Origin of the sequence: Kurthia senegalensis (genome assembly GCF_000285595.1) — a bacterium.
GTDB lineage: Bacteria > Bacillota > Bacilli > Bacillales_A > Planococcaceae > Kurthia > Kurthia senegalensis.
In genome coordinates this window covers 822,706-847,209 of sequence record NZ_HE611064.1, presented here as the reverse complement: position 1 = coordinate 847,209, position 24,504 = coordinate 822,706, and the positions used below count along the sequence as shown (strand labels likewise).

The following is a 24,504-nucleotide window of genomic DNA, read 5'->3' as shown; positions in this document are numbered from 1 at the left end:
TTTTTTTTGTGCTTTTATTAGCGAATAGTAAACGTCATATAGAAGATGAGTGTAATTGCTCACAAAACATGAACCTTTTATATCAAAAAAGGGATGGAATCAATCCAATATACATAGAAACAAAAGAATGAAATGGCACATTTCTCATTTATAAAATCCATGTTATATTTAAAGGAACGGCTTGTGAATGCAACTGTATTGAAAAAACATCTAAAATACTTGGAAATGAATTAATAAAAGTAGAAATGTTCACAATCCATGTGCTTTTTTAATTATTATTAAAGAAAAAACGTATAAATAAAATGAAATTCATTCCAATTTTGTGTAATATAAAGAGGAATGTTGTTTATTCGTATGAAATGTAAAACGTTTTTCTCATTTTAATCGAGGGTAATAGATGATTTATAAGGAGGGGTGTAAGCAATAATGAGCGACGTATCTACGATGCTCGGCCAAAACGCAATTTTTAGTTTGGCATCACATATCTTTTTTATCGCCATCACTTTTTATGGCTTGCAAAGTTTACAATACAGTCAATTGTTCAAAAAAAATCATGTTTTCCAAGCCCAGCTCATTTTAGTTCTAATTAGTATTGCGATCGGCGGTATAGCTTCCAACATCTTTTTAGAATTTACACAATGGGCACGTCAATTAGGATATATTTTTTCTTAAAACTATGTCTTATGCTTTTCTAACTCATATAGCGGTCGCATCATTTCCGGGGAAATACACGAAAAATAACGTGTGTCAGAATCCATTAGAACGGCTAAAATAGGTTGATGGATACTTGTTATTCACGGCAAAACAATGTATCATTATTTAGTGTTTTGCAATTGAATAAATAATAAAAACATGACATGAATAATTATTGAATATAAATGAAACTAATTAAATTGAAACATATATACATTCGGAGGGACATATAGTGGAAAAAATTGTTGTAAAAGGCGGCAATGTGTTAAAAGGTACTGTACGTGTAGAAGGCGCTAAAAACGCGGTTCTCCCTGTACTTGCTGCAACATTACTTGCATCAGAAGGTAAAAATGAAATTCATAACGTACCAAACTTATCAGATGTGTACACGATTGATGAAGTAATCAGAAGCTTAAACGCAGATTTATCATACAATCCAGAAACAAACATCGTAGAAGTTGACGCTTCTCGTACATTAAATTCAGAAGCACAATTTGAATTTGTTCGTAAAATGCGTGCTTCTATTTTAGTGATGGGTCCACTTTTAGCCCGCAATGGTTTTGCACGTGTAGCAATGCCAGGTGGTTGTGCAATTGGATCTCGTCCAATTGATATTCACTTAAAAGGCTTCGAATTAATGGGTGCTTCTATTACGATGGGGAATGGCTACGTAGAAGCTACTACGGATGGTCGTCTAAAAGGTGCTAAAATCTACATGGATTTCCCATCTGTAGGGGCTACAGAAAACTTAATGACTGCTGCAGCACTTGCAGAAGGTACAACAGTAATCGAAAATGCAGCACGCGAACCAGAAATCGTTGACCTTGCAAACTTCATTAATGAAATGGGCGGTAAAGTAGTCGGCGCTGGGACAGATAAAATCCGTATCGAAGGTGTAGAAACTTTACATGGTACAGTTCATAGCATTATTCCTGACCGTATTGAAGCTGGTACGTTCATGATTGCTGGTGCTATTACTGGTGGTGACGTAATTGTTGAAAACGCTGAAATTGATCATATGACAGCACTTGTTGCTAAAATGCGTGAAATGGGCGTTGAAATTACAGAACTTGAAAATGGAGGCGTACGTGTTCGTACACCACAACCATTAAAAGCAACAGACGTTAAAACGATTCCACATCCAGGTTTCCCTACGGATATGCAATCTCAAATGATGGCATTAATGCTTGTTGCAAAAGGTAACAGCGTTGTAACGGAAACTGTTTTCGAAAACCGTTTCATGCATGTAGAAGAATTCCGCCGCATGAACGCTAATACGAAAATTGACGGTCGTTCTGTTATCATTGAAGGTCCTACAAAATTACAAGGTGCTGAAGTAGCTGCAACAGATTTACGTGCAGCAGCAGCTTTAATCTTAGCTGGTTTAGTAGCTGACGGTGTAACACGCGTTTCTGAACTAAAACATTTAGATCGTGGTTACGTAAACTTCCACGGTAAATTAAAAGCGCTAGGTGCTGATATCGAACGCATCGATTCAGACGTAGCTGTAACAAAAGAAACTCAAAACGTATAATTCATTTATAGATATTATAAATACTTTTATGCTAAAAAAAGCTATGAAATTCACTCGAATTTCATAGCTTTTTTACGTGCTAATTTTAAGGTGGGCAAAATTTTATCCCTGTGGGGTGTGTTCGTCAGGATAAAATGAGAGATTGTTGCATGAATGACCTTGATTATTGGTAATTAAATGAAAATAGAGGGTCATTAGTAATGATAATTTTATATTCCTATACTTTATTGTATGTTAGAATATTGTAAGTTACGTATGCTTATTATGAGATTGGTAAAAGAAGGGAGAAAGAATATGCTTTCAAATGATCTTGGAATTGATTTAGGAACTGCAAATGTCTTAATTTACTTGAAAGGTAAAGGGATCGTCTTAAATGAGCCATCTGTAGTCGCTCTAAACACAAATACGGGTAAAGTGTTAGCTGTTGGTGAAGAAGCACGTATGATGGTCGGTAGGACGCCTGGAGACATCGTTGCGATTCGCCCATTAAAAGACGGTGTTATTGCTGATTTTGATACGACGGAAGCCATGTTGACGCATTTTATTAAAAAATTGAATGTTAGCGGCGGCTTTTTCGGTAAAAAACCACGTATTTTAATTTGTTGTCCGACGAGCATTACGACAGTGGAGCAAAATGCGATTCGCGAAGCGGCGATGAAAGCTGGTGGCGGTCACGTCTTTTTAGAAGAGGAACCGAAAGTAGCCGCAGTCGGTGCGGGAATGGATATTTTCCAACCTTACGGTAATATGGTTATCGATATTGGTGGTGGGACGACAGACGTCGCAGTGCTTTCGATGGGCGATGTTGTGACATCTGCTTCTATTAAATATGCAGGGAATACGTTTGACCAAGATATTTTTGAACATGTAAAAAAACACCATCGTTTACTAATTGGGGAGCATACTGCCGAGCGTATTAAAATAGAAATAGGAACAGTATTACAAGATGGTCGCCATGAAGAAATCGACGTGCGTGGGCGCGATTCGGTTAATGGTTTACCGAAGACGATTACATTAACATCTGAAGAAGTTCAACTCGCATTGAAAGAATCGATTGAGCATATTGTGCAATGTGCTAAAGGGGTTTTAGAAAAAACACCACCAGAACTTTCAGCGGACATTATCGATCGAGGCATTATGCTGGCAGGTGGCGGTTCGCTAATCCACGGCTTGGATCAATTACTAACCGAGCAGTTACACGTTCCGGTATTTATTGCAGAAGATGCATTGAATTGTGTCGCAAAAGGGACAGCTGTTTTATTAGAAAATATCGATAAAGTTGGAAAAGGCAAAAAATTAGTCGAAATATAAAGAAGATAACAAAATAAATAAAAGGAGGGACAGTGCATGTTTAGAGGTTTTTACACAGCATCGTCTGGTATGATCGCGCAACAACGTCGTACAGAAATGCTATCTAATAACATTGCCAATGCGAATACACCGGGATATAAAGCAGATCAATCAACGGTGCGCTCTTTCCCGAATATGCTTTTATCAAGCATTCAAAAAAGCGGTAATGCAACTGTGAAAAATAATTTCAATACATTGAATACGAACGTCATCGGTACGGTCGGAACAGGTGTTTACATGCAAGAGACGATCCCAGACTTTAGCCAAGGTCAAATTACAGAATCAGGGCTGAATACGGACGTCGCTTTAGTCGCAGAAAATTTACCAGTACGTCCTGATACGAATGAAGAAGGTGCTATTTTCTTCCGCCTGAAAACAGAAAGTGGCGAAGCGTATACACGTAACGGGAATTTCACATTAGATTCTCAAGGGGCACTCGTTTCATCAACAGGGGATTACGTCTTGAGTACAGACGGCAACCCAATTTTCTTACAATCGGATAATTTCCAAGTGACCGAAGACGGTCGTGTGAAAGAGAACAACGTCCAAATTGCACAAATTGATGTGGCGTACACAGATACACCGAACACGTTGAAAAAACAAGACAATGGTTTATTTTATACAGATAACGGACAAGCTCTTGCTTCAGCTTACGGCAATGAAGATGTCGTATTTGCAATGCAACAAGGGTATGTTGAGCAATCGAATGTCGATGCAGCGTCAACGATGACGGAAATGATGACAGCGTATCGCTCATTTGAAGCGAATCAAAAAATGCTTCAAGCGTACGATCGGAGTATGGATAAAGCAGTAAATGAAATCGGTAAAGTATAGGGGGCGGCATAAATGGTGAATCGTACGATGTTTTCGGCGGCAAACACGATGTCGCAATTACAACAAAAAATAGATGTCATTAGTAATAACGTATCGAATACAGATACGACGGGATACAAATCAAAAACAGCAACTTTTGGCGAATTGATGTATCAACAATTTAATAATGATAAAAAAGATGAAGTAGTGCGTGATACACCGGTCGGCATTCGAATGGGTGTCGGTGCACAATTGGCACAAACACAATTAATGACGAAGCAAGGTTCATTAAAAACGACAAATCGTGATTTGGATTTCGCTTTCACGAAAGAAAATCAATATTTCAATGTAGAAATGAATAATGAAAAACTAGAAGGTGAACCGAGACAAGTCGTATTGACGCGTCAAGGGGATTTCCAACTGTCAGCGAATGCAGATGGCACGACGGATTTAGTTGACGAAAATGGTAACTATGTGTTAAATGCACAAGGAAACCGTATTACATTTACACGTGAAGTGAGCAGCGTCGGTTTAAGCGACAACGGTACGATGAGCGTCCAATATGCGGATGGCAACAAGGATACGATTGACGTTGGGGTGACAGAAGTATACCGTTCAGAGATGTTAAACCATATTTCTGGTACATATTTCACAATGCCTAGTAATTTTGATGAATTGAAAGTTGATGCCAAAGACGTGTATAGTAATCTCACAGGCAATGCGCGCGCAAACATTGGAATGCAAAATGGTGTGTTAGAAGGATCGAATGTTGACCTTTCAAAAGAAATGACCGATTTAATTCAAACGCAGCGTTCTTATCAATTTAATGCGCGTACAATTACGATGGCTGACCAAATGGAAGGTCTCGTAAATAGCATCCGATAATACGTAAAGGAGACCTTTGAATGACGGAAGAAGTTAGAAAGACACGTACGCAAAAGCGTCAAGAAGAAGCAGCTGCGAATCCTAAAATGGTGGCAGTAGATGCGGTAAGTTGGGGATTGCGTATCGTAATTGTCATCTTATTGATTGTTGTCGCCGCCATCGTTGGAGCAATGATTGGTTATGGTGTCATCGGTAGTGGGAATCCATTCCAAGTGTTAAATCCCACAACGTGGACACATGTTTTTGATATCATGAATGGTAAGGAAGAGTAATTGTGGTATACTATTAGTATCAGGTGATAATTTATTATCAGGAGGTACTAAATATGTTAGAAGCAGCAGAGATTCAAAAAATTTTACCACACCGCTATCCATTCTTACTCGTTGATCGTATTACGGAAATGGAAGAAGGCAAACGTGCTGTCGGTATTAAAAATGTATCGGTGAACGAACCGTTCTTTCAAGGTCATTTTCCAGGCTATCCGGTTATGCCGGGCGTATTAATCGTAGAGGCGATGGCTCAAGTTGGTGGTGTCGCACTTCTAAGTAAAGAAGAGTTCAAAGGGCATTTAGCTTTTTTGACAGGCATCGATAATGCGCGTTTCAAACGCCAAGTAATTCCTGGTGACCAATTGCATATTGAAGTAGAATTTGTGAAACTTCGTCGCCAAATGGGGAAAGGGCATGCCCTTGTCACTGTTGAAGGTCAAACAGTTTGTGAATGTGATATTTTATTCGCAATCGGACCGAAAGCGGACGAAGAATAATAAATAAATGAAAGACCGAATTGTCATCATGACAATTCGGTCTTTTTGTCGTTTAGAAAAGGCTTTACGGTACTAAACGAGGTCTTGTTTTCATCCCTATATCGAATTGGCGAATGAGTTCTTCTCCTTCAATTCCTTGTTTTACGAGATGTTCTAATAGTAATTCGGCATATTGCTGGCGGTAGCGTGTTTTTAGTTGTCCTTTAAACAAAATCGATACGCGATTTTCATCAACATGTTTGATTTGCTGCACGAGGACGCGCAATGACGCAGGTTCATTATTCGGATGAGAAATGACAGCTCGTATTTCGAGAATCGTATCCGTACCAATGTATTGTTCAAAATCTTTCGCGTAAGCAGCGTCTCCAAAAATTTCGAGAACCCATGATTGGTGGCTACTTTCTTGATTAATAATAATGCCATCATCGAGCGGATATTTTTTAAACCCTTCACCGTCAAACACGTCAAAGGACATTAGCTTAAATGTTTTCATACGTCATCGCCTTTCGTCTTGAAGATTATTCCTTTAAGTATAGCATATGCGATTGTTTCATTATGCATGATAAAAGAGATCGTTTTCGCCTCATTTTTTTAAAATGCATATGAAAAGTAGGTCATTTATAAGTAAATGCCGCTTTGGCAAAAAAGGCGTATTCTTTTATGCTTGGTTGCAAGGAGGTGATTGAACTGAACCATATTTTATTCGTCGGGCGAACGACGAAAGATTTGGAAATGAAAACAGTTGGTGAAGGAAAACAAATGACGTCTTTCACGCTTGCTATTAACCGCACATACAAAAATGCAAATGGGGAAATTGAAGCGGATTTTGTACATTGTAGTACGCCACGTTCAACTATAAGTCTTTCGTAGACGAAATGTTGCACAATTTTATTTGGAGAACTGAATGATGAGTATGCATCGCATACTATGAGACCCTGTATGCGCAACGAACGTGCGATGACTTGCGTATAAAGTCAGGTGAGGACGTCGCTTTTTATGAATCCGCCTATTCAAAAAATAGCGGCGGTAGTCTTTAAAAGCAGCCGATGACAACGGATAGGAATAGGCTATGACGCGTCGTGAACAAAATCCCCCTTCCGTAGGGAAGGAATTGCCGGAAAATGCTTGAAGGTGCAATGTTTAAGCATTCACGAAAAATAAAGGAATACCCCTTTATGGAGTACGGTCGGCGTAAAGCTTATGTCTAATGGTTTGCAAAAGAAGGGACTCATCATTCGGAACGTGGGAAGCTTTGGCGAAGGAGATGGTGTACGCATCGAAGAATTCGTCCGAGTGGCAGCGATTCCGTAGTAGTGTAGAACTTTCTGTAATGGAGAGGGAGCGAAGGGAATCAGTCGGCATTCATTTTACATAGATGTGACGGTCTTCGTCTATGAAAGGAAATAACGTCGATGGAACGCCGAGTGCGGTGAAAGCCGCTTGCTCGGTGTGGGACGGGGGAAAACTTGGCGAGCAATCAAAAAGTTACCTATCGTCATTAGCTTGGGGAAAGACCGCCCAAAATGTCGTTACGTATTGCGGAAAAGGCTCGCTCATTGGCGTCAGTGGTCGTGTGCAAACACGTTCATTCGTTAACCAACAAAATGAAAAAGTGTATCGTACCGACTTTATTGCAGAAGAGGTTCGCTTTTTAGCTTTGAAAGAACCGAATGCTCAAATGACGTCGTCGATGCTTGCGGACTTTGAATTGCCAGAAGGAATGGAAATTTTGTAAAGGTGTAAAATGCGAAGCTTCTGTCGCTAATTTATTTGGATGAAACCATCTTTTGTCGGTTTGCCACCGAGAAAGGATGGTTTTATTATGTATGCAAATAAAGCCTATAAAAAAACACTTCTGAAGATACTTAATCTTCGGAAGTGTTTGTTCGGTTATACCGAATTAAAATGAAAATTGTAGTAAGTCGCGTAGTTCGTCGTCGCCTAAATCAGAAATCCAATTACTTGATTGGATGAGTTGTTCGGATAACGCTTGTTTTTCAGTTAAGAGGGCATCGATTTTTTCTTCGATTGTCCCTGTCGTTAAAAACTTATGAACGTGGACGAATTGCGTTTGTCCAATGCGGTACGCACGGTCTGTCGCTTGATTTTCGACTGCTGGATTCCACCAACGATCGGCATGAAGGACGTGACTAGCGGCTGTTAAGTTTAAGCCTGTACCACCTGCTTTTAATGACAAGATGAAAATAGGGAATTCCCCGCGTTGGAACGATTCGACGAAATGGTCACGTTGTTGTTTCGGCATGCTACCTGTTAAAAATGGCACGTCGATGTCATACAGTTCACTGAAGCAGTGCTGCATTAAGTGGCCCATTTCGATGTATTGTGTGAAAATTAAACATTGTTCGCCGTTTTGAACAATTTCAGCACCGAGGTCGACGATACGTTTTAATTTTTCGGAGCGTTTCATCATATCGGTCGCTTCTTCAAACGGCTCTTTCAAATAAAGTGCTGGGTGATTACAAAGTTGTTTCAGCTTGCCAAGCATTTTTAAAATAAGCCCTTTACGTTCGAAGCCTGTCAGCGTTTCGAGTTTATGCAACGTTTCTTGAATATAGCTTTCGTAAAGAACGGCTTGCTCTTCTGTTAATGGACAATATTCACGTTGCTCTACTTTGTCTGGCAAGTTCAAGCGTAAATCCGGATCACTCTTCGTACGACGAAGAAGGAACGGCTGGATTTTGTGGCGAAGCATTTCTTTCACTTCTTCACTTTGGTCTCGCTCAATTGGGGCAATAAATTGCTCTTGGAAACGAGAGAAGCTACCGAGATAGCCTTTGTATATAAAGTCAAAAATCGCCCACAATTCAGATAAGCGGTTTTCAACAGGTGTCCCTGTTAAGGCGATATGGTGTTCGCCGTTTAGCTTACGAATGGCTTTTGATTGTTTCGTATTCATATTTTTAATATTTTGCGCTTCATCGAGTGTGACGTTCGCAAATGACATCGTTTCAAGTAAGTCGATATCTTGTGTCACCGTCCCATATGTCGTCAAAATAACTTGAACTTTTTCACGTTCTAAAGCCGTTTGTAAGTTTTCTTTTTTCAAACGTTTCGGCCCGTAGTGTAAATACGTTTTTAATGAAGGAGCGAAGCGCTCTAATTCTTTTTGCCAGTTGCCGAGAACGGACGTCGGGCAAATAATCATCGTTGGCTTCGTCGCTGTTTCGTACACGTGGAGTAAATAAGAAATTAACTGTACCGTTTTACCGAGCCCCATGTCATCGGCTAAACAAGCGCCGAATTTTTGGTCGCGCATGAAGACGAGCCAGTTAAAGCCGACTTGTTGGTATGGACGAAGGTCCGCTTGGAGTGCTGCAGACGGTGCAACTTCAGGAATGCCTTTTTTGTCGACAATTTTTTGGACGTATTCTTTTAATGATTGTTGTAAGCCAAACTGTAGAAGTGGGTCATCACGGTCATCATCATCTTCCATTTCAGCAGGAATCGTTAGTTGCTCTGATAAATCTTTGAACAATAAATCACGAACCGTCCAATTTTCATTTTCGGCTTTTTCCATTAATGCGCGGATTTCTTGCATCCATGCCGCATCGACACGAATCCAATCTGTGCCAGCACGAATGAATTCACGATTGTCAGCGACCATTTTTTCGAAGTCCGATACGCTAATGGTATGTCCGTCGAGTGAAAGTTTCCAGTCGAACGTTAAAATTTCATCAAGTCCTGCGGCAGATTTGTAGTTAGACGCAGTAGAGGCGCTCGCTTGAACGGTCATGCGAGATTCTTTCAGTTCTTTTAACCAACCCGGTAGGACGATTTCGAATCCGAGTGCTTGCAAGTAAATAAATTCATTGCGGAGAAATTCACGTACTTGTTGGTCATTTAACGTCGTATAAATGAAATGTTCATCATCGTTCGGGACGTATTCTTTTAATAAGTGGAGCATTTGGCCTTGAACGTCGCGTACGTCGTCTTTAAAGCTTGCCCACTTATCGGGAAGGGCACGTTCAATTGTGAGCGCGCGCTTGCGTACAGGGACTGTCCAGTACGTAGACGAGCTTGCGCCGCGTAGTACGGTCTCAAGCGTCCACGTCGTTTCTTTTTCAGCAGGTTCTCGCAGGCGAAGTGCCACGACGAGACTTTGCTTAATTTGACGGTTGCTAATCGGCCAGCCACCATTAGCGAAAATAGGAATGAGTGTTTCTAAGTCATCGAAACGAAGACCCGCTTCCGTTAATTTTTGCGTGAGTGCTAGTTCTAATAAATGCCGAATAGCAGGTTCTTCTAGTGTCACGTTGATTTTGCCGTCATCGAGTGTGACATAATCCCATAATACGTCGCTATACCAATAGTTACTCGCTTGCATAGCTGCCTCCAAAATCGCGTGATCTGAAGCAGTTTTGCCGACATAACTAGCGTATGGATGGCGCTGTTGTGGTGAAAATAGCTCAATCATTTCTAAAGGAGAAAGTAAGATGGCATCTTCGGTCATATTGGCCGTTAAGCCGAAAAATCCTCGCTCGTAGCGGAAGTAAAGAAAAGACATCCATTCTTCAGCTTTTAGTGCCGTACCTGCCGTGCCGTCAAAAGCTTCAAGTGCATAAATATTATTTTGTTCATGTATTTCGAGCATAAAGCGTTTTACGAACGTATCGGGCACTTGTTTCATCGTCGTCATAGCATTAAGTTTCCTTTCTCGATCTCTTCTTGTAACGCGCGTAGTCGTTTGTAGCTACGGCGAAGCGTCGTCACATAATCATTCCAAAATTCATTTTTCATCGCTTTTTTAGAAGCAGACTTCATCTTTTTCCAAATACGGACAGCTTGTTTATAATGCTGACGTGATTTTTGGTTCACTTCGTTTAAAGCGAGTGTATGGTAAAGCGGTAAAAGTGCTTCAGGTTTTAATTCAAGTACGTCTTTTAGACCACATAGTTCAAGGTAGCTTAAAGAAGAAGGGAAGCGTTGGTGTAAAGCAGCCCATTCCATATAGCGCTCACCTTTAATTAAATGATGCGAATACGGTTGGATGCCGTACATGCCAGCTGCACGGAAAAAGAGTTCATAGTCATCTTCTGATAGATGAATTTTTTCGAGTAACTCGTTTAGCTCCATTACGTAAGATGAACGGTAACGTGCGGGCAGTTTTTCATTGATGAATACATTCGTATGTGGCAACATATGTTGCACGATTGTTTCGAGCATTTCTTTGTAGTTGTTACGATTCGCAAATTGTGCAAGGTCCGTCCAAACGAGTAGTTTGTCAGGTGTCATCGTATCGAGCATTGCTTCGACTTGCTCACGCTGTTCAAGCATGATGTGAAACATGGCGAATACTGCATGCAAGTCGACGTCATCTGCGTAATGACGAGCTTCTTTTAAATGAGTTAACTCCACTTCACGTGCGCGTTTTTCTTGGAACATCGATTCCCAAAAGAGGGTGTAAATGTTTAAACGTTCGTCAAAATAACCTTCTTGGTGCAATAAAAAGTAATTCACGACTTGTTGCAATGATTCGTAAAAAGGATCGAGTGCAAAAAGGCGTGATTTCGTAGAGGCATGTTTAATTAATTGGTTTAATTTATCTGCTTCATTTTGAATGAAGTTAATGTAGTACGATTTAGACGTTTCCGTCGTCGTATGCATATAACGCCACGTATTCGATAAGAGCGAAATTTGTGTGAACAACTGATACATGCTACTCCATTCACGTTCGAGTGGTGTGTAGCGGAGTATTTGTTGTTGCATATCTAAATAAATGCTTTCTAGTAAATAAGGATTTAATTTCGTTTGATTGTATAAATTTTGGCGGCAAATATGCTGTACGATTTTCAACCAAGCTTCTGGTGTACGTTCTTCGTTTAATAAGCGCAGTTGCATCGTCTTTTTGTTACGTAAATCTTCCAACCATTGCGATAAAGAACCGACGTATTGATAGAGCGTAAACATCGCTGCTAATTCATGACGACATGGTTGATCTAGTTGGCATGTGCAACTCATTGTATCTTGTTGTATGTCGATTTTGACAACGGGGGAACCAGCATCTTGTACGATTAGTTGAAGTTGATTAGATTCGCTATGGAATCGTTGCAATTTCACATAATTGTGGCGCGCTAAAAATGCAGCACGTCGTACGAGCTCATCGTCCGTTTCGTTTGCCGTATCGAGTTGTAAACTGAATTGTTGCATCTTCGTTTGCAAAAAATCTTCAAATTGATGGGCGATTTCTGCCACATTCGTGTTCGTCATTTTATCCCGTCCTCAAAAAAAACTTTCCCTCCATTATAAAACGAATTTTGTAGGGCGTAAATGTTTTCGATTAAATCGGTCCAAACATGGACGAAATGAAGCGAAAGTTTTTATAAAATGACTAAACGTAGGAAATGGTGGTATTATATAAGTAATCAGAAAATTGAAATTGTTATAGCCTTACGTAATCGTCCATATTTTAGCAAGCTGTTTGTCATAAAAAGAGACGAAGGAGGGAATGATGATGTTACAAATTCGCAGAATTGAGCCATTTTATACGAAGCGAGTCGGAGATCAGCTGAAACTTGTTTTTGCTTATCAATATTTTTCTGTATTGAAAGATGATGAACTCTTTAATTTCATTCCGGTTGAGGGCAAAGAAATCATCATCAACTTAAAAAATCTTCAAATTGAAAATTTATCCGATGTATTCGTCTTCCAACGTGGAAGCCGTTTCATTCGACTTCCTTTATACCAATTATTGCTCGTTTCTAATATTCACGACCATTTGCAAAAGATTTTAGCGAATATGCAAATCGAAGTGCTACAAAATAAACCGGGTGTAGAAATACGCTCAGAACATGCGGACTTACTAGATGAATTAGAAGAACTCAACCGCCAGCACTTAATCGATGTCGCACTAGAAACGCGCAATGAACAACTGTTTAACGATTTAATGAATTAATTTTTGAACGACTGAAAAGAAGCATTTATACTCTTTGAGCATGGGTGCTTCTTTTTTGACGATTTCCTCCGATAGGAATAAAAAGGACGTATAAAAAAGAAGGAGGTTTTTTCTGCGATGCGAATGGGTGGATGGTTTGCACAAGGGATGATGATTTGGCATAACATGAGCAATCAATGGAATGCTGCGACGAAAGCGCTCGAGAGACTTTCAACCGGTTATCGAATTAATCGAGCCGCAGATGACGCTGCAGGACTTGCGATTTCTGAGAAGATGCGAGGGCAAATTTCAGGATTGAACCAAGCATCTAGAAATATTCAAGATGGTATTTCGCTCGTACAAACGGCAGAAGGGGCTTTAAATGAAACGCATGCGATGCTTCAGCGTATGCGTGAGTTGAGCGTACAAGCAGCAAACGACACGCTGACAGATGATGATCGACAACTGATTGATACAGAGTTCCAACAATTAAAAGAAGAAGTGACACGAACGTCCAAACAAACGGAATTCAATACGAAGAAGTTATTGAGTGGGGATTATGCGAAGGATCCACTGAAAATTCAAGTAGGTGCCAACGCCGGACAGACGATTGATTTGACGTTTAACGATATGAGTGCAGATGCAATCGGTATAACGAATACGTCGATTGCTACGAGAGACGAAGCGGAGAGTGCCTTATCGGAACTAGATGATGCGATTAAACATGTGTCGATGGAACGCGTGCGCTATGGAGCGTATCAAAATCGTATGGAACATGCGTACAACGTTAATGTAAATACCGCTGAAAATTTGACGGCAGCGGAATCATGTATTCGTGATACAGATATAGCGAAAGAAATGATGAACTTTACGAAAGCATCGATTTTACAACAAGCGGCACAATATGCACTTTCTATGCACATGCAGACGGCACAAGGGATACTTCAGCTACTGAATCCACGAAAATAACAGAAAATTTTTTCATTTTTGTATACGTATACATTTCTTTGTATGATGAAACGAATGTGAAATGTATAAAAATACATCATTTTCGTATAAAAAATGTATTTCAATAGTTATATTCACCAATTATAATAAAAAATGAGTATTTTTAAATAATAAAAGTAAATTGAAATATGAATATATATTCTTTTTATATGCGATAAATATTCAATAATAACGTATATTTCCTAAAATAAATGAATAAATAATGCATTTTAATGACTATAAATTAATTTTTATGTAGACATATGAATAAAAATAAAATATAATTCATATATAAATAAATATTCGAGAATTTTTTTAGGAGGACATCATAATGAAAAAATGGTTTATGGCATTTTTAATGGTCGCGACGATGGCCGTTTTAGCAGCATGTGGCAATGACTCGTCAAGCAAAGATCAATCAACAGTAGATAAGGCAAAAGAAGAAAAAGTATTAGTAATGGGTACGAACGCAGGTTATTATCCGTTTGAAATGTTTAATAAAAAAGGTGACATGATTGGATACGACGTAGACGTTGCTCGTGCCATTGCTAAAAAAATGGGCGCAACATTAGAAGTTCAACAATTAGGTTTTGATGCGTTAATCCCAGCTGTACAAGCTGGTAAAATCGACATCGCGGTTGCAGGTATTACAGCAACTAAAGAACGTAAAAAAGTAGTAGACTTCACAGATTCTTATTACACAACAGGTCAAGCGATTATGGTCGGTAAAGATAGCACGGTGAAATCTTTAGAAGACTTAGATAAAAAAGGCAACACGATTGCCGTTCAAGTCGGTACAACAGGCGCAATCATCGCAGATAAAGAAGTAAAAAATGCAACGATTCAACAATTTGAAGACTTCCCAACTGCTGCTCTTGCAACACAAGAAGGTAAAGTAGACGGCATCATTTATGATGAAACACCAATCAAAGTGTACGCATTACAAAATGAAGGAAAAGTAACAGTGTTAGACGATTTACTTTCTGAAGAAGAATTAAGTATCGCAGTGAAAAAAGGCGATAAAGATACAATTGAATTCATCAACACTTATTTAAAAGAATTCAAAGGTTCTGATGAAGAAAAACAATTAAAAGCTAAATGGTTCGATGATAACTCTTGGTTAGACAACGTAAAAGACGATCAACAATAATTTTACAATCATAGAGGTTTTATGAGGGAAAGAAGGGGTGTCTTACATCCTTTCTTTTTCCTTTTATTTATAGGAGGTTACGTAACATGTCAAATTTTGAATTTGATTGGAGTGTCGTACCGGATAACATGGACATCTTGTTAGAAGGTTTATGGCTTACAATTAAAATCTCAGTATTATCCCTGATTCTGAGCTTACCCATCGGTATTATCGTCGGATTCGGTCGTATCGCGAAAAATCCTGTCATTCGCTTTATTTCTGGAGCTTACGTAGAAATTATGCGTGGTATTCCACTACTCGTTTTATTAATGTGGATTTACTTCGGTTTAGGTAAATTGATTGATTTTGGTACATATTGGGCTTCAATCGTCGGTTTAGCGACATTCTCTGGTGCCTTTTTAGCGGAAATTTTCCGTTCAGGTGTACAAGCCGTTCCGAAAGGTCAAATGGAAGCGGCACGTGCTTCAGGTATGTCTAATTTCCAAGCGATGCGCTTAATTATTTTACCGCAAGCGATTCGTCGCATTTTACCACCAACTGCTTCTCAGTTTATTATGTTAATTAAAGATTCATCTTTAGTTTCAGTAATCGGTGGAGTCGATTTAACATTACGTGCGAGAAGTGTTGTCGCGACGTCATATCGTGCACTTGAAATTTGGACGGCTGTCGCGATTCTTTACTTCATTTTAACGTTTGCACTTTCTTTATTAATTCGTTATTTTGAAAAACGTATGCTGAAAAACGAGCAGTAGGAGGGAACTTATATGATTTCTATTAAAAATGTTAATAAAAGCTTCGGAGATCATCATGTCTTAACGGACATTTCTCTCGAAGTACCTAAATCGAATGTCGTCGCTTTAATCGGCCCAAGTGGTGCTGGTAAATCAACGCTTATTCGTACAATTAATGCACTTGAAACGATTGATACCGGTTCTATTACAGTGAATGATATTGCGATTCACGATAAGAAAACGAACATTAATAAAGCACGTACGAACATCGGCTTCGTATTCCAAAACTTTAACTTATATCCGTTTCTTTCGGTTCTTGATAACGTGACGATTGCACCGATTAAAATTAAAGGGCAATCGAAAGCGGAAGCGGAAAAACGTGCGAAAGAATTGCTTACTTCTTTAGGATTAGGCGAAAAATTCGACGCTTTCCCGAACCGTCTTTCTGGTGGTCAACAGCAACGTGTAGCGATTGCACGTGCGCTTGCAATGGACCCAGAAGTGATGCTTTTCGATGAACCGACATCAGCGCTTGACCCAGAAATGGTCAAAGAAGTGCTTGATGCGATTCGCGCGCTTGCGAAACAAGGGATGACGATGGTTGTCGTGACGCATGAAATGGGCTTCGCCAAAGAGATTTGTGATGACATTGTTTTCATGGCAGATGGCAAAATTGTCGAAGTTGCACCACCGGACGTATTTTTCACGAATCCAACAACGGATCGTGCCAAAGACTTTTTGGCGGCGGTTCTTAATCACTAATCGCCCTCCTTTCTCGAATATTGGCTCGGGCAAAGCATTTATGAACGATCGCACCACATGGCGATTGTTTATAAATGCTTTTTTATTTTTAATTATTTCACATTCTTTCCGGCATATGCCGGGACACAAGGCGTTTCATCTTCTTTTCGATGCATATGTGGAAAGTCGTTTCGCATTCTTTCCGGCACATGCCGGGACACAAGGCGTTTCATCTTCTTTTCGATGCATACGTGGAAAGTCGTTTCACATTCTTTCCGGCACATGCCGGGGAACGGTCGTTCAACTATTTTTGCCCGCAAGGCGGTCAAAAAGGATTTTCACTACCTGAGAAATCGTGTGTCCACGCTTTCTCTTCCTTTAGGCATGACCGAAGAATGTGAAAATGTCCGTTTTAGAATCAAGGAAAGGCGAATGGCAATCGTTGCTTCAAGGCATGACCTGAGAATGTGAAAGTGTCCGTTTTGGAATCAGGGTAAACAGGATAAAAATCGTTGCTTCAAGGCATGACCTGAGAATGTGAAATGTTCGTTTTGGAATCTAGGGGAAACAGAACGACAATGGTTGCTTCAAGGCATGACCGGAGAATGTAAAAGTGTTCGTTTTGAAATCAGGGGGAAACAGGATAAAAATCGTTGTTTCAATGGGTGTTCGGGAATGTGAAAATCACCATTTCATTCGGTTCAGTTCCGTATGAGTTATTTTTCTTTTAAAGGGTAATAATGGAAATAAGCTAAGTTTGAACATATGTTTTGAATTTGGCTGAGGGGTGTTTATTAGGTAGGTGGAACTCGCTTTCACTTAAATGCGTTCTGTATAGTAAAAACTTGCGTCAAATGCCTATTTTTATTCCTCTTTCATACAGTTAATTGTATAATGAATTGAACTAATGAAACGTGTAAAAATACTTGCACGCACTTAAAAGAAGAAGGATGATTGACAGATGTCATTAACATTAAATAATAAAGCAACGAAACTGCGTATCTCTGGTATTCGTGAGTTTTCAAATCAACTTGTAGACTATCCAAATGCGTTAAACTTAACGATTGGACAACCTGATTTTCCAACACCTGAAGCTGTGAAGCAAGCTGGTATTCAAGCGATTGAAAGTAATAAAACCGCTTATTCACCGAATGCCGGTTTGCTTGAATTGCGTCAAGTGGTGGCTACGTATTTTAAAGAGCGCTACAACTGTCAATATGCGGCGAGTGAAGTATTAATTACGAACGGTGCGACACAAGCGATTGATGCGGTACTACGTACAATTATCGAACCTGGGGATGAAATCATTCTTTCAGCGCCAATGTACTCTGGTTACATTCCAATGATTGAATATGCAGGTGCGACACCAGTATTTTTAGACATTACGGAAACGAATTTTGAGCCGGACGTAGCGGCATTGAAAGCGTTAATGACACCGAAGACGAAAGCTATTATGCTGAACTTCCCGTCAAATCCGACAGGCGCGACGTTAAGCCATGAACGGATGGACGAATTAGTAGCGTTCTTGAAAGAGGAAGATGTGTATTTAATTTCGGATGAAATTTATAGCGAAATTACGTTTGAAGGGGAACATCGTTCATTCGGTAGCTACCCAGAACTAAAAGAAAAAATGTTTTTAATTTCTGGTTTATCAAAATCACATTCAATGACGGGCTGGCGTATCGGATTTATTTTAGCGTCAGAAGCGTTAATTGATACGACAGTGAAAATTAATGCGTTCAACATTCTTTGTGCAGCTGTACCGAGTCAATACGCGGCGATTGAAGCGTTGACAGGTTCAAAAGATGCGCCGCTTCCAATGCGTGACTCTTACAAAGAACGACGTGATTATATTTACGGTCGTCTAGTAGACATGGGCATCGACGTGCATAAACCGAACGGTGCATTTTACATCTTCCCTTCTATTAAACAATTCGGCATGACGTCTCATGAATTTGCGACACGTTTATTAAAAGAAGCGGGTGTTTGCGTCGTACCGGGTTCTGTTTTTGCATCAGAAGGCTATTTACGTATTACGTATGCTTATGCATTCGAAACGTTAGTAGAGGCGATGGATCGTTTAGAGCAATTCGTCACAAAAGTACGCGCAGAACAAGCGTAACGATTTAGACATAATGAAATGCCTCAAATAATCCAATTGTATGGACAAAATCCCTATAATTGGATTATCATTTTACATAATAATAATTTATAAATAATGGGGTGCTATTGATGATTTACGCAGGAATTTTAGCAGGGGGCAAAGGGACACGTATGGGAAATGTGCCAATGCCAAAGCAATTTTTAACGTTAAATGATAAGGCAATTATTATTCACACGTTAGAAAAGTTCATTCTAAGCAATCGAATCGATGCGATTTACATCGCTGTACCGAAAGAATGGGTTCAATATACGAAAGACTTAATTCAAAAACATCAGTTACATATTGATAAAGTACAAGTGATTGAGGGCGGTGCAGAACGTAACGAAACGATTATGCAAGTCGTCCAGACGATTGAACAACAGTACGGTCTTCAAGAAGAGGATATTTTACTGACGCATGATGCGGTACGTCCGTTTTTAACACATCGTATTATAAATGAAAATATCGATGCAGGTCTTGCTTACGGTGCGGTCGATACGGTGATTTCGGCGATTGATACGATTGTTGATTCAGAAGATGGCGAGTTTATTTCTGAAATTCCAGTGCGTAGTCGCATGTTCCAAGGACAAACACCCCAAACTTTTAATATGATGAAACTCAAAGAGTTATATAGCAAGCTGACGGAAGAGGAAAAAGATATTTTGACGGATGCTTGTAAGATTTTTGCGTTAAAAGGTGAAAAAGTGAAGCTCGTTCGCGGGGAAAGCTTCAACATTAAAGTAACGACACCTTACGATTTGAATGTGGCGAATGCAATTTTGAAAGGGAGCTTGGATCGCTAATGATTAACCAAGTATATCGTCTCGTTTCAGCCCGCCAAATTGAAGTTTCGTATACGGACCGTGCCCTTTCAGCAAAGCATGTCGTCATTCGCCCGACGCATTTGTCTATTTGTGCTGCGGACCAACGTTATTATACGGGCAGTCGTGGAGAAGAAGTGATGCAACAAAAATTACCGATGGCGCTTATTCATGAAGCGGTCGGAGAAGTTGCATATGATCCGGAAGGGATTCTTCCGGTCGGTACGAAAGTCGTGATGATCCCGAATCATCCAGTAGAAGAAGATCCGCATATCGGTGAAAATTATTTGCCATCTAGTAAGTTCAGTTCATCTGGTTACGACGGCTTTATGCAAGATTACGTCTTTTTAAAGAGAGACCGCATTTGCGTATTGCCGGACGATATTGATATGAACATCGCTTCGTTCACAGAACTCGTGACAGTTGCGATGCATGCGATTGCGCGTTTCGAAGCGAAGGCATCGTCTCGTCGTGGTTCATTTGGTGTGTGGGGAGATGGCAACTTAGGCTTCATTACGAGCTTATTGCTTAAATTTTTATACCCAGATTGCCGCGTGACGGTGTTCGGCAAAACAGGCTATAAATTAAGCCAGTTTTCATTCGTTGATGACTGTTTATTTATTAATGACATTCCAGCAGATTATCGAATCGACCATGCGTTTGAATGTGTCGGAGGGAAGGGAAGCCAAGATGCGATTAATCAAATGATTACGCACGTTCGCCCAGAAGCAACGCTTAGTTTACTCGGTGTAAGTGAATATCCGACAGAAATTAATACGCGTCTCGTGCTCGAAAAAGGGCTACTTTTAATCGGCTCTAGTCGTAGCAATGCGGAAGATTTCCAACGTACGGTTGATTTGTATACACAACAACCGAAAATTTTACAATATTTAGCGACGCTTGTCGGTTCTACACAAGAAGTAACGACAGTCCAAGAAGTGATTCAAGCTTTTGAAAAAGACCTTGCTAGCTCTTGGGGGAAAAGTGTTATGCTATGGAAAATCTAAAAAGAATTGGACGTTTCACCGTTCAACGTTTGTATAAAACGGTGTACCGATTTTGTTATGCGGTCGCCTCAAAAAAGAAAATCGACGAACGAAAAGTGATTGTCTACAGCAAGCGTGCGGAACGTTTAGAAGGTAATTTGAAAGCGGTCGTCGAAAAAATGCGCGAGCTGTATCCAAATATGAAGATCGTGATGGACCATTGCGACAATCGAATGAATGCTAGTTTGTTTAAACAACTATGGCATATTCGAGATGCCAAAATAGTGTTACTGAGCGATTATTTTTTACCTGTGTATTTAATTACGCCCCGTAAAGAGACGAAGTTTGTACAACTTTGGCATGCAGCAGGTGCTTTTAAAAAATTTGGCTATAGCACGAAAGATACGAAGTTTGGGCCGTCATCGGCTTATTTAAACATCGTCCCTGTACATACGAATTATTCGCACGTCTACGTGTCATCCGAACAAGTCGTGCCATATTATGCGGAAGCGTTCCACATGCCAGCGACACAAATTTATCCGTTCGGCATTCCACGTGTTGATTTGCTCGGAAAAGAGCGGGTGCCAGAAGCATCTATCCCGTGGCATGACGAGGAGATGCGTATTATTTTGATTGCGCCGACGTACCGTGCGAAAGCGAAGTATCGCGAGTCGAGCTTGGACTGGATGGACGTATTACGGAAGATTGCGCCGAAGTTAGCGGAGAAGACCCGACTCATTTTTGTCCCGCATCCATATACCGATAAAAGGGAGTGGCAACCGCTAACAGAATATCCGCAAATTCACGTAGATACGACGTATACGTTGAATGAGTGGATGCCTGTTGTCGATGCATTTGTGACGGATTATTCATCGGCTATTTTTGAATACGCGTTGTTTGAAAAACCGCTCGCCCATTACGTGCCCGATTTAGTGGAATATACGAATAGCCGTGGGTTGTATCGTCCGATTGATGCGATTTCAGACGGAGTGATTTTGACGGAATTAGACGAGTTAATCGATTGGTTAAATACGCGTCAAAAGGCAGAGTATTACGATACAGAGCGCATGGTTGCGTACAATTTTAGTTTTACGGACAATGTATCAGAACGCATCGTCCATCATTTGCTTGAAAAGGCGTAGTACGAGTGAAAAGAGGAATCGCATTGGTTAAAAAGAAAAAAGAACCGTTCAAGAAAAAGCTAGACCGCAAATTCAAAAAAGAAATTTTTGAAGCGATGTACCGTGCCTTTTCTTGCTTACCTGTTCAAAAAAGAAAATCTCGATCTTATCAGATAGTCGCAAAACGTTGAGCGACAATTTTCAAATGGTATATGACGAATTACAAAAACGTGAACAATTCAACTATTACTTCTTATTAAAAGAAAGTGTGAAAACGCGAAAACGCTATCTCGAAATTATTCAGTTGGCATACAATTTGGCAACGTCGAAAGTCATTTTAATCGATGATTTTTATCCGATGATTTACCCGCTGAAAATTCGTAAAAAAGCGGATTTGATTCAAGTGTGGCATGCGGTAGGTGCATTCAAAACGTTTGGCTTCAGCCGTGTAGGGAAACCGGGTGGTCCAAAACCGGATTCACTCGCGCATCGTAACTATACGAAAGCCATCGTTAGTTCGCCGTACGTTGCTCCTTTTTATGCAGAAGGGTTCGGAATCGACGTCGCAAATGTCATACCGACAGGCATTCCGCGTACGGACGTCTTTTTCGATGATGCCTATAAAGAAGCGAAGCGAGCAGAAGTGTATGCGAAGCATCCCGAATTAGTCGGAAAAAAAGTGACGTTATACGCACCGACCTTCCGAGGGAATGGGCAATCGAGTGCGAAGTTCCCGTACAAGCAGCTCGACTTTGATGCGCTGTACGAGAGTCTTGGGGATCACGAAGTGTTCCTCGTGAAAATGCATCCGTTCGTGAAAAAGAAATGTCCGATTCCTGCACAATATAAAGATAAGATTCTCGACTTTACGAAGTATCCGTCCGTGAATGACCTATTGTTCGTGACGGACTTACTCATTACAGACTATTCATCTGTTTGTTTCGAGTTTGCGCTATTAAATAAACCGATGCTATTCTTCTGCTTTGATTTAGAAGAATACATCGCATCACGTGATTTTTACGTGCCGTATGAACAATTCACACCAGGTGAAATCGTGCGTACGACATCAGAATTAATTGAAGCGATGAAACGTCACCACGTTGGAGATAAAGTAGATTTGACGGCATTTACAGATCGTTTCTTCGGCGATTTAGACGGCAAGTCGACTGAACGTGTCGCACAGCTCGTTATTGACTGTATTGAAAGAAAAAAGTAGGAGGTGCTTCAAATGTCAAAACGTAAAGTATGGATGGTCGTTTGGGACATTAATGCGGAAAAGGGCGGAATTAATAGCGTCATGTATCGCCGCACGAAGTTGTTCAACAACGAGCGTTATGCGAGCGATCTTTTGACATTGGATGATAAGCGATTCGGCTATGCGACAATTGAAAAGACGTTGCATGAAGATGGTCGTCTTCATCCAGATGCACGCATTATTAATGTGTACGATTATTACCGACAAAAAATGACCGTACACGCACAAATTAGCGAAGAAAATCGTGCACATTACGCCCGCCTGAATGAGTTGCAAGAAGAAGGCTTTATGATGATTCAAAAAGATGATCAGACGCTTTACTTCCAAGATGGTCGTCTCCAAAAAGAAAAATTTTGGGACGCGAATGGCCATCTAGAACATATCTCATACTATTCGGCGACGCGCGTCATTAGTAGTACGGAATATTTCCATCCAGACGGTTATTTAATGTGTAAACATACATTTCATCCCGCAACGGGGAATGTGAGTCAGATTTTTCATTATACGAGAGAAGGACATTGTTATTTAGTACGTTGGTTTGAACCGGAAACGGGACGTCAGTTGCACGTCGTGTTATTCGAACCGACGAATAAAAAAGCGATTCCTTTCCGTAATAATAACGGCTTCCATACGTATTTTTTAGAAGAGTTGGCACGACAAGAAGAGGAGCGTCCATTCCTTATTTGTGACGGTCCTAGCTCGAACTTTAAAGTGCAACAAATGGAAGCGGGGCTTGCGCATCGCATTTACCCAATTCATACGACGACGTACGAAGAGCCGTATACGCGAGGAAGCAAAATGAAAAAGAATCATCAACAAATTTTCGATAATCCAGACGATCAAGCGCCGATTGTTTTATTAACGGAGCGTCAACGTGCCGATTTAGTCGTCGATTATCCGACTAAGCGATATGAAGTCATTTCAAATGCGGTCGAATTGCCTGAGAAAATCGCTGAGAAGAAACCGTTTGTTGCCTCCATCGTTAGTCGCCTAGAAGATTTGAAACGCATCGAACTTGCGATTGAAGCGTTTAAGTTCGTCGTTCGAGATGAACCGGAAGCGACACTATACATTTACGGTAGCGGCGATGAAGAAAGTAAATTGAAGAAACTCGTGAAGAAATTAAAACTAACGCAACATATTTTCTTCAAAGGGTATACGACAGAAGCAGACCGTGTGTTTGCAGAGTCACAATTTACAATCATTACGTCACTTTTCGAAGGCCAATCACTCGTCGCACTCGAAGCGTTTGCGAATAAAACGACGGTCATTTCGTTTGACATCGACTATTTAGTAGAAGAAATGTATGAAGATGAGACACTTTGCACGCTCGTGCCAAATGGAGACGTCGAGGCACTTTCTGATGCGATGCTCGATTTATTCAAGCATCCAGAAAAAGCGGCAGCGATGGGCGAAGTAGGGTACAACTTAATACGTGAGAAATATACGTTCCAACGACAATACGAGAAATGGCAAGCGTTGTTTGACCAATTAGATGCGGAAGTTTAACGAGCAAGCAGATTGAACTGCTTGCTTTTTCATTTGTACTTTTTGTGTTTCTTTACTCCTTTCGTGTAATAAGAAACTTTTTAATGAAAAACGGTTGTATTTTAAATCGAACGTGGTACAATAAATG

Annotated in this window: 24 protein-coding genes; 21 read left to right on the top strand and 3 right to left on the bottom strand. The window is 40.3% G+C overall.

Features of this window, described 5'->3' with window-relative positions; translation table 11 throughout:
* The first annotated feature begins 426 nt into the window (after positions 1–426).
* From KSHG_RS04440 to fabZ, 7 genes are all read left to right on the top strand, one after another.
* A complete protein-coding gene (locus KSHG_RS04440; RefSeq protein WP_010302413.1) occupies positions 427–672 on the top strand; it encodes a DUF1146 family protein in 246 nt (81 codons plus the stop codon).
* Between the two features lie 253 nt (positions 673–925).
* Positions 926–2,227 carry a UDP-N-acetylglucosamine 1-carboxyvinyltransferase gene (gene murA / locus KSHG_RS04435; protein ID WP_010302410.1) on the top strand — a complete coding sequence of 434 codons (1,302 nt, stop codon included), beginning with the start codon at positions 926–928 and terminating at the stop codon, positions 2,225–2,227.
* Between the two features lie 294 nt (positions 2,228–2,521).
* The gene (mreB, locus tag KSHG_RS04430; RefSeq protein ID WP_010302408.1) at positions 2,522–3,538 is read left to right on the top strand and encodes a rod shape-determining protein MreB; all 1,017 of its coding nucleotides are present in this window, start codon (positions 2,522–2,524) and stop codon (positions 3,536–3,538) included.
* 36 nt (positions 3,539–3,574) lie between these two features.
* The gene (locus tag KSHG_RS04425) at positions 3,575–4,411 is read left to right on the top strand and encodes a flagellar hook-basal body protein (RefSeq protein ID WP_010302405.1); all 837 of its coding nucleotides are present in this window, start codon (positions 3,575–3,577) and stop codon (positions 4,409–4,411) included.
* Between the two features lie 12 nt (positions 4,412–4,423).
* Positions 4,424–5,275, top strand: coding sequence for a flagellar hook-basal body protein (locus KSHG_RS04420; protein WP_010302401.1), 852 nt, complete (start codon positions 4,424–4,426; stop codon positions 5,273–5,275).
* 20 nt (positions 5,276–5,295) lie between these two features.
* A complete protein-coding gene (locus tag KSHG_RS04415; RefSeq protein ID WP_010302397.1) occupies positions 5,296–5,547 on the top strand; it encodes a DNA-directed RNA polymerase subunit beta in 252 nt (83 codons plus the stop codon).
* A gap of 53 nt (positions 5,548–5,600) precedes the next feature.
* Positions 5,601–6,041, top strand: a complete 441-nt coding sequence (fabZ, locus tag KSHG_RS04410) for a 3-hydroxyacyl-ACP dehydratase FabZ (protein WP_010302391.1) — start codon at positions 5,601–5,603, stop codon at positions 6,039–6,041.
* A gap of 64 nt (positions 6,042–6,105) precedes the next feature.
* Here fabZ and KSHG_RS04405 read toward each other — a convergent pair whose 3' ends face one another.
* Positions 6,106–6,534 (bottom strand): YwpF family protein, encoded by a 429-nt coding sequence (locus KSHG_RS04405; protein WP_010302388.1) that lies wholly within the window; start codon positions 6,532–6,534, stop codon positions 6,106–6,108.
* Positions 6,535–6,701: 167 nt separating this feature from the next.
* On the opposite strand from KSHG_RS04405, the gene KSHG_RS16135 reads away from it, so the two are divergent.
* Together KSHG_RS16135 and KSHG_RS16130 are read left to right on the top strand one after the other, a co-directional pair.
* Entirely contained in the window at positions 6,702–6,911 is a 210-nt protein-coding gene (locus tag KSHG_RS16135; RefSeq protein ID WP_010302385.1) for a single-stranded DNA-binding protein, read from the top strand.
* Positions 6,912–7,434: 523 nt separating this feature from the next.
* A complete protein-coding gene (locus KSHG_RS16130; RefSeq protein WP_010302381.1) occupies positions 7,435–7,776 on the top strand; it encodes a single-stranded DNA-binding protein in 342 nt (113 codons plus the stop codon).
* A 165-nt stretch (positions 7,777–7,941) separates the two neighbouring features.
* Here the strand turns inward: KSHG_RS16130 and KSHG_RS04380 are convergent, their stop codons facing one another.
* Positions 7,942–10,698 carry a DEAD/DEAH box helicase gene (locus tag KSHG_RS04380; RefSeq protein ID WP_010302380.1) on the bottom strand — a complete coding sequence of 919 codons (2,757 nt, stop codon included), beginning with the start codon at positions 10,696–10,698 and terminating at the stop codon, positions 7,942–7,944.
* Positions 10,695–12,269, bottom strand: a complete 1,575-nt coding sequence (locus KSHG_RS04375) for a hypothetical protein (protein WP_010302377.1) — start codon at positions 12,267–12,269, stop codon at positions 10,695–10,697. Before KSHG_RS04375 ends, KSHG_RS04380 begins: the two co-directional genes overlap by 4 nt.
* A 244-nt stretch (positions 12,270–12,513) precedes the next feature.
* On the opposite strand from KSHG_RS04375, the gene KSHG_RS04370 reads away from it, so the two are divergent.
* The 12 genes from KSHG_RS04370 (at position 12,514) to KSHG_RS04325 (ending at position 24,377) form a co-directional block, all read left to right on the top strand.
* Positions 12,514–12,954: a hypothetical protein gene (locus KSHG_RS04370; RefSeq protein ID WP_010302375.1), complete on the top strand. Its 441-nt coding sequence runs from the start codon at positions 12,514–12,516 to the stop codon at positions 12,952–12,954.
* Between the two features lie 117 nt (positions 12,955–13,071).
* Positions 13,072–13,902 (top strand): flagellin N-terminal helical domain-containing protein, encoded by an 831-nt coding sequence (locus tag KSHG_RS04365; protein WP_010302371.1) that lies wholly within the window; start codon positions 13,072–13,074, stop codon positions 13,900–13,902.
* Positions 13,903–14,251: 349 nt separating this feature from the next.
* On the top strand, positions 14,252–15,070 hold the full coding sequence (locus tag KSHG_RS04360) for a basic amino acid ABC transporter substrate-binding protein (RefSeq protein WP_010302368.1): 819 nt from the start codon (positions 14,252–14,254) through the stop codon (positions 15,068–15,070).
* Positions 15,071–15,156: 86 nt separating this feature from the next.
* On the top strand, positions 15,157–15,822 hold the full coding sequence (locus KSHG_RS04355; RefSeq protein ID WP_010302367.1) for an amino acid ABC transporter permease: 666 nt from the start codon (positions 15,157–15,159) through the stop codon (positions 15,820–15,822).
* Between the two features lie 12 nt (positions 15,823–15,834).
* On the top strand, positions 15,835–16,563 hold the full coding sequence (locus KSHG_RS04350; RefSeq protein ID WP_010302365.1) for an amino acid ABC transporter ATP-binding protein: 729 nt from the start codon (positions 15,835–15,837) through the stop codon (positions 16,561–16,563).
* A gap of 940 nt (positions 16,564–17,503) precedes the next feature.
* Positions 17,504–18,664: an aminotransferase class I/II-fold pyridoxal phosphate-dependent enzyme gene (locus KSHG_RS04345; RefSeq protein ID WP_010302362.1), complete on the top strand. Its 1,161-nt coding sequence runs from the start codon at positions 17,504–17,506 to the stop codon at positions 18,662–18,664.
* Positions 18,665–18,774: 110 nt separating this feature from the next.
* Entirely contained in the window at positions 18,775–19,488 is a 714-nt protein-coding gene (locus KSHG_RS04340; RefSeq protein WP_010302360.1) for an IspD/TarI family cytidylyltransferase, read from the top strand.
* Complete coding sequence (locus KSHG_RS04335) at positions 19,488–20,513, top strand: ribitol-5-phosphate dehydrogenase (RefSeq protein ID WP_010302358.1); 1,026 nt, start codon at positions 19,488–19,490, stop codon at positions 20,511–20,513. Before KSHG_RS04340 ends, KSHG_RS04335 begins: the two co-directional genes overlap by 1 nt.
* Positions 20,501–21,634: a CDP-glycerol glycerophosphotransferase family protein gene (locus KSHG_RS16125; protein WP_010302356.1), complete on the top strand. Its 1,134-nt coding sequence runs from the start codon at positions 20,501–20,503 to the stop codon at positions 21,632–21,634. Before KSHG_RS04335 ends, KSHG_RS16125 begins: the two co-directional genes overlap by 13 nt.
* 23 nt (positions 21,635–21,657) lie before the next feature.
* On the top strand, positions 21,658–21,804 hold the full coding sequence (locus tag KSHG_RS18705) for a hypothetical protein (RefSeq protein ID WP_162531645.1): 147 nt from the start codon (positions 21,658–21,660) through the stop codon (positions 21,802–21,804).
* Positions 21,801–22,829: a CDP-glycerol glycerophosphotransferase family protein gene (locus KSHG_RS16120; protein WP_010302353.1), complete on the top strand. Its 1,029-nt coding sequence runs from the start codon at positions 21,801–21,803 to the stop codon at positions 22,827–22,829. The genes KSHG_RS18705 and KSHG_RS16120 overlap by 4 nt, the downstream gene beginning before the upstream one ends.
* A gap of 12 nt (positions 22,830–22,841) precedes the next feature.
* The gene (locus KSHG_RS04325) at positions 22,842–24,377 is read left to right on the top strand and encodes a glycosyltransferase (RefSeq protein ID WP_010302350.1); all 1,536 of its coding nucleotides are present in this window, start codon (positions 22,842–22,844) and stop codon (positions 24,375–24,377) included.
* Positions 24,378–24,504: the final 127 nt, after the last annotated feature.

Bases quoted from the DNA above. Each gene is read 5' to 3' on its own strand.
- fabZ (WP_010302391.1), top strand. From the start codon at position 5,601: ATGTTAGAAGCAGCAGAGATTCAAAAAATTTTACCACACCGCTATCCA.
- KSHG_RS04370 (WP_010302375.1), top strand. From the start codon at position 12,514: ATGTTACAAATTCGCAGAATTGAGCCATTTTATACGAAGCGAGTCGGA.
- KSHG_RS04345 (WP_010302362.1), top strand. From the start codon at position 17,504: ATGTCATTAACATTAAATAATAAAGCAACGAAACTGCGTATCTCTGGT.
- KSHG_RS04420 (WP_010302401.1), top strand. From the start codon at position 4,424: ATGGTGAATCGTACGATGTTTTCGGCGGCAAACACGATGTCGCAATTA.
- mreB (WP_010302408.1), top strand. From the start codon at position 2,522: ATGCTTTCAAATGATCTTGGAATTGATTTAGGAACTGCAAATGTCTTA.
- KSHG_RS04425 (WP_010302405.1), top strand. From the start codon at position 3,575: ATGTTTAGAGGTTTTTACACAGCATCGTCTGGTATGATCGCGCAACAA.
- KSHG_RS04360 (WP_010302368.1), top strand. From the start codon at position 14,252: ATGAAAAAATGGTTTATGGCATTTTTAATGGTCGCGACGATGGCCGTT.
- KSHG_RS04380 (WP_010302380.1), bottom strand. From the start codon at position 10,698: ATGACGACGATGAAACAAGTGCCCGATACGTTCGTAAAACGCTTTATG.
- KSHG_RS16135 (WP_010302385.1), top strand. From the start codon at position 6,702: ATGCTTGGTTGCAAGGAGGTGATTGAACTGAACCATATTTTATTCGTC.
- KSHG_RS04350 (WP_010302365.1), top strand. From the start codon at position 15,835: ATGATTTCTATTAAAAATGTTAATAAAAGCTTCGGAGATCATCATGTC.
- KSHG_RS04440 (WP_010302413.1), top strand. From the start codon at position 427: ATGAGCGACGTATCTACGATGCTCGGCCAAAACGCAATTTTTAGTTTG.
- KSHG_RS04355 (WP_010302367.1), top strand. From the start codon at position 15,157: ATGTCAAATTTTGAATTTGATTGGAGTGTCGTACCGGATAACATGGAC.
- KSHG_RS16125 (WP_010302356.1), top strand. From the start codon at position 20,501: ATGGAAAATCTAAAAAGAATTGGACGTTTCACCGTTCAACGTTTGTAT.
- KSHG_RS04415 (WP_010302397.1), top strand. From the start codon at position 5,296: ATGACGGAAGAAGTTAGAAAGACACGTACGCAAAAGCGTCAAGAAGAA.
- KSHG_RS16130 (WP_010302381.1), top strand. From the start codon at position 7,435: ATGAAAGGAAATAACGTCGATGGAACGCCGAGTGCGGTGAAAGCCGCT.
- KSHG_RS04365 (WP_010302371.1), top strand. From the start codon at position 13,072: ATGCGAATGGGTGGATGGTTTGCACAAGGGATGATGATTTGGCATAAC.
- KSHG_RS04340 (WP_010302360.1), top strand. From the start codon at position 18,775: ATGATTTACGCAGGAATTTTAGCAGGGGGCAAAGGGACACGTATGGGA.
- KSHG_RS04375 (WP_010302377.1), bottom strand. From the start codon at position 12,269: ATGACGAACACGAATGTGGCAGAAATCGCCCATCAATTTGAAGATTTT.
- KSHG_RS04335 (WP_010302358.1), top strand. From the start codon at position 19,488: ATGATTAACCAAGTATATCGTCTCGTTTCAGCCCGCCAAATTGAAGTT.
- KSHG_RS04325 (WP_010302350.1), top strand. From the start codon at position 22,842: ATGTCAAAACGTAAAGTATGGATGGTCGTTTGGGACATTAATGCGGAA.
- KSHG_RS04405 (WP_010302388.1), bottom strand. From the start codon at position 6,534: ATGAAAACATTTAAGCTAATGTCCTTTGACGTGTTTGACGGTGAAGGG.